Origin of the sequence: Sphingomonas sp. (genome assembly GCF_042096255.1) — a bacterium.
In the GTDB taxonomy this organism is placed as follows: domain Bacteria; phylum Pseudomonadota; class Alphaproteobacteria; order Sphingomonadales; family Sphingomonadaceae; genus Sphingomonas.
On the sequence record NZ_JBELLZ010000181.1, the window covers coordinates 1 to 2,865 of the forward strand.

Consider the following 2,865-nt stretch of genomic DNA (forward strand, 5'->3'; position numbering starts at 1 on the left):
AAGGGGGTCCCTTTTGCACGCCGATAGGGGGTCCTTTTTGGACGCCGATTGACAGGGTTGCGCAATTCTCGTCGCCCCGGCCCTGAGCCGGGGCCCCGCTGCCTTGCCCAACGCACGAAGAAGCGTGACCCTCGGTCAAGCCCGGGGTCACGTCTTATTTTGATGACATCGATCTTGCTTAGGAAGGGCGGATCAAACCCCCGACGCCAGCGCATGATCGTCCGGATAGACCTGCCGGACATAGGTGATCCTCTCGCGCGTGCGCCACGTCCAGCGCTCAATTGACAGGCAGGGCGCGTCCGGTACCACGCCGAGCAGCATGGCATCCTTCCCCGCCGCCGTCGCGCTGATGCGATGCGCCGCGTCGCTCCATGGCACATGCTCCATCAGCCAGCGACCGGGGCTCTCCCTGGCGAAGTTCACCATGCGTGCGGCGGGCACGAGCGTCAGGTTGATCAGCCGCCGCTCCAGCGCGAAGGCGCGCCCGTCGGCGCGGTGCAGGCAGGTGAGGTCCAACACCGGCCCTGCCGCGATCGACAAGCGCGCGCGGTCGTCCGGATCCGCCTCGCGCTCAATATGGCGGATCAGATCGAGGCCATGGTGCGAACCGTGCGCTTCGATCTCGGCGGCGATGTCGGGGATATCGAAGACCGCGCGGTGGATCTTGGGCGCGGCGACGAAGCTGCCCGCGCGGCGGCGCCGCTCGATCATGCCGAAGCCGACCAGCGCGGACAGCGCCTTGTTCACCGTCATGCGGGAACAGGCATATTCGGCCATCAGCGCCTGTTCGGTGGGCAGGCGGCGCCCCGCCTCCCACGCGCCGGACATGATCCGCGCCTCGACATCGCGGCGGATGCGATCGTGCAGCGGCGGCGGCTTCATTCGATGATCTCGGCCAGCGCGGCGCGGTAGCGCGCGACGTTCCGCGCGCGATCGACATGGCGGCCCTGCGCCACTACCTGCCCCCCCCGACGCCACACCCCATCGACCGCACCGCGCCGCGCGGCGAAAATTAGCCCGTCGAGCAGCGCGTCGCCGGCGCGACCCGCGAGCGACGGGTGGTCGGGATCGAGCGTGACGAAATCGGCCGGGGCGCCGATCGCCAGGCCGGCGGATGCGCCCAAGGCCTGCGCGCCCCCGGCCAGCGCGCCCGCGAACAGCGTCGCCCCGCACGACGCGCCCGGTGGCGCGAGCACGGTGCGTGACCGCGTGGCGAGGCGCTGGCCGTATTCGAACAGGCGCAGTTCCTCCGCCATGTCGATCAGCACGTTGGAATCGGAGCCGATGCCCCAGCGCCCGCCGGCCGCGAGGAAGTCGGCGGCGGGGAACAGGCCGTCGCCCAGATTGGCCTCGGTGATCGGGCACAGGCCCGCAACCACGCCGCGCGCCGCCATTTCCGCCGTTTCCGCCGGCGTCATGTGAGTCGCGTGGACGAAGCACCAGCGCCGATCGACCGGCAACTTGGCGAGCAGCCACTCCACCGGGCGCTGGCCGGACCAGGCGAGGCAGTCCGCCACCTCGCGCACCTGCTCGGCGACATGGATGTGAATGGGGCCGCCGGTCAGTGGCACCAGCGAGGCCAGTTCCTCCGGGGTCACCGCGCGCAGGCTGTGCGGGGCGAGGCCGAGGACCGCATCGGGCAGAGTCGCGAGCGTGTCGCGCAGCCGCTCCATCAGACGCGCGAAGCCGTCCAGGTCATGCACGAAGCGCCGCTGCCCCGCGCCCGGCGCGGTGCCGCCGAAGCCGGCGTGCGCGTAGAAGACAGGCAGGTGGGTGAGCGCGATGCCGGCCTCTCCCGCCGCCGCCGCGATCGCCGCGCTCATCTCCGCCGGATCGGCGAAGGCGGCGCCGTCCCGATCATGGTGCAGGTAATGGAACTCGCCAACACGGGTGAAACCCGCCTCCAGCATTTCGGCATAGGCCAGCGCGGCGATGGCGTAGAGGTGATCGGGGGTAAGCCGCGCGACGAAGCGGTACATTACCTCGCGCCAGCCCCAGAAATCGTCGTCACCGCGCCCGCGCGTCTCGGCCAGCCCCGCCATGCCGCGTTGGAAGGCGTGGCTGTGCAGGTTGGGCATGCCGGGCAGCAGGATGGCGAGGCGCTGGTCGGTTGCCTGTGGCGCAGCGTCTGTCTCGATGCGGACAACCATGCCGTCCGCGACCGAAATCCGCACGTCGTGCGCCCAGCCATCGGGCAGCAGGGCTTCAGCGGCGTGGAAGGCGGTCTGCGCGTCGGCCATCGGATGTCTCCCGCAATTATGTCTATACAATAGGCGGAGTCGGTGCAATGTTCGCGCTCTGGAGGCTGCGGCATGCGATGCGATCGGCTCTGGAAGGATGCGCGGCTGGCGACCATGGCGGGCGATGGCCTCGGCCTGGTTCAGGATGGCGTGATCGCCGCGACGGACGGGCGGATCGTCTACGCAGGGCCCGCTGGCGAGGCGCCGCGGTTCGAGGCGGACGAGGTCGTCGCCTGCGACGGGCGCTGGATCACCCCCGGGCTGATCGATTGCCACACCCACCTCGTCTATGCCGGGGAGCGCGCGCATGAGTTCGAGCTGCGGCTGGCTGGCGCGTCCTATGAGGAGATCGCGCGCGGCGGTGGCGGCATCGCCTCCACCGTCGCCGCCACGCGCGCGGCGAACGAGGCCGATCTGGTCGCGGGCGCGCTGCCCCGGCTCGATGCGCTGATCGCCGAGGGGGCGACCACCGTGGAGGTGAAGTCCGGCTACGGGCTGGATACCGAGACCGAGCTGCGGATGCTCCGCGCTGCGCGCGCGCTGGGCGAGGCGCGACCGGTGCGGGTCGCCACCACGTTCCTCGGCGCGCATGCCCTGCCACCCGAATATGCTGGCGATGCGGACA

At 70.6% G+C, this 2,865-nt stretch carries 2 protein-coding genes and 1 pseudogene; 1 reads left to right on the forward strand and 2 read right to left on the reverse strand.

Annotated elements, in window-relative coordinates:
• Nucleotides 1–192: 192 nt before the first annotated feature.
• Together ACFDTH_RS17980 and ACFDTH_RS17985 are read right to left on the reverse strand one after the other, a co-directional pair.
• Entirely contained in the window at nt 193–882 is a 690-nt protein-coding gene (locus tag ACFDTH_RS17980) for a UTRA domain-containing protein (protein WP_375288918.1), read from the reverse strand.
• Nucleotides 879–2,240 carry a formimidoylglutamate deiminase gene (locus ACFDTH_RS17985; protein ID WP_375288919.1) on the reverse strand — a complete coding sequence of 454 codons (1,362 nt, stop codon included), beginning with the start codon at nt 2,238–2,240 and terminating at the stop codon, nt 879–881. The genes ACFDTH_RS17980 and ACFDTH_RS17985 overlap by 4 nt, the downstream gene beginning before the upstream one ends.
• Before the next feature lie 72 nt (nt 2,241–2,312).
• Here ACFDTH_RS17985 and ACFDTH_RS17990 point away from each other — a divergent pair.
• Nucleotides 2,313–2,865: pseudogene (locus ACFDTH_RS17990) on the forward strand (imidazolonepropionase); the annotation flags it as partial.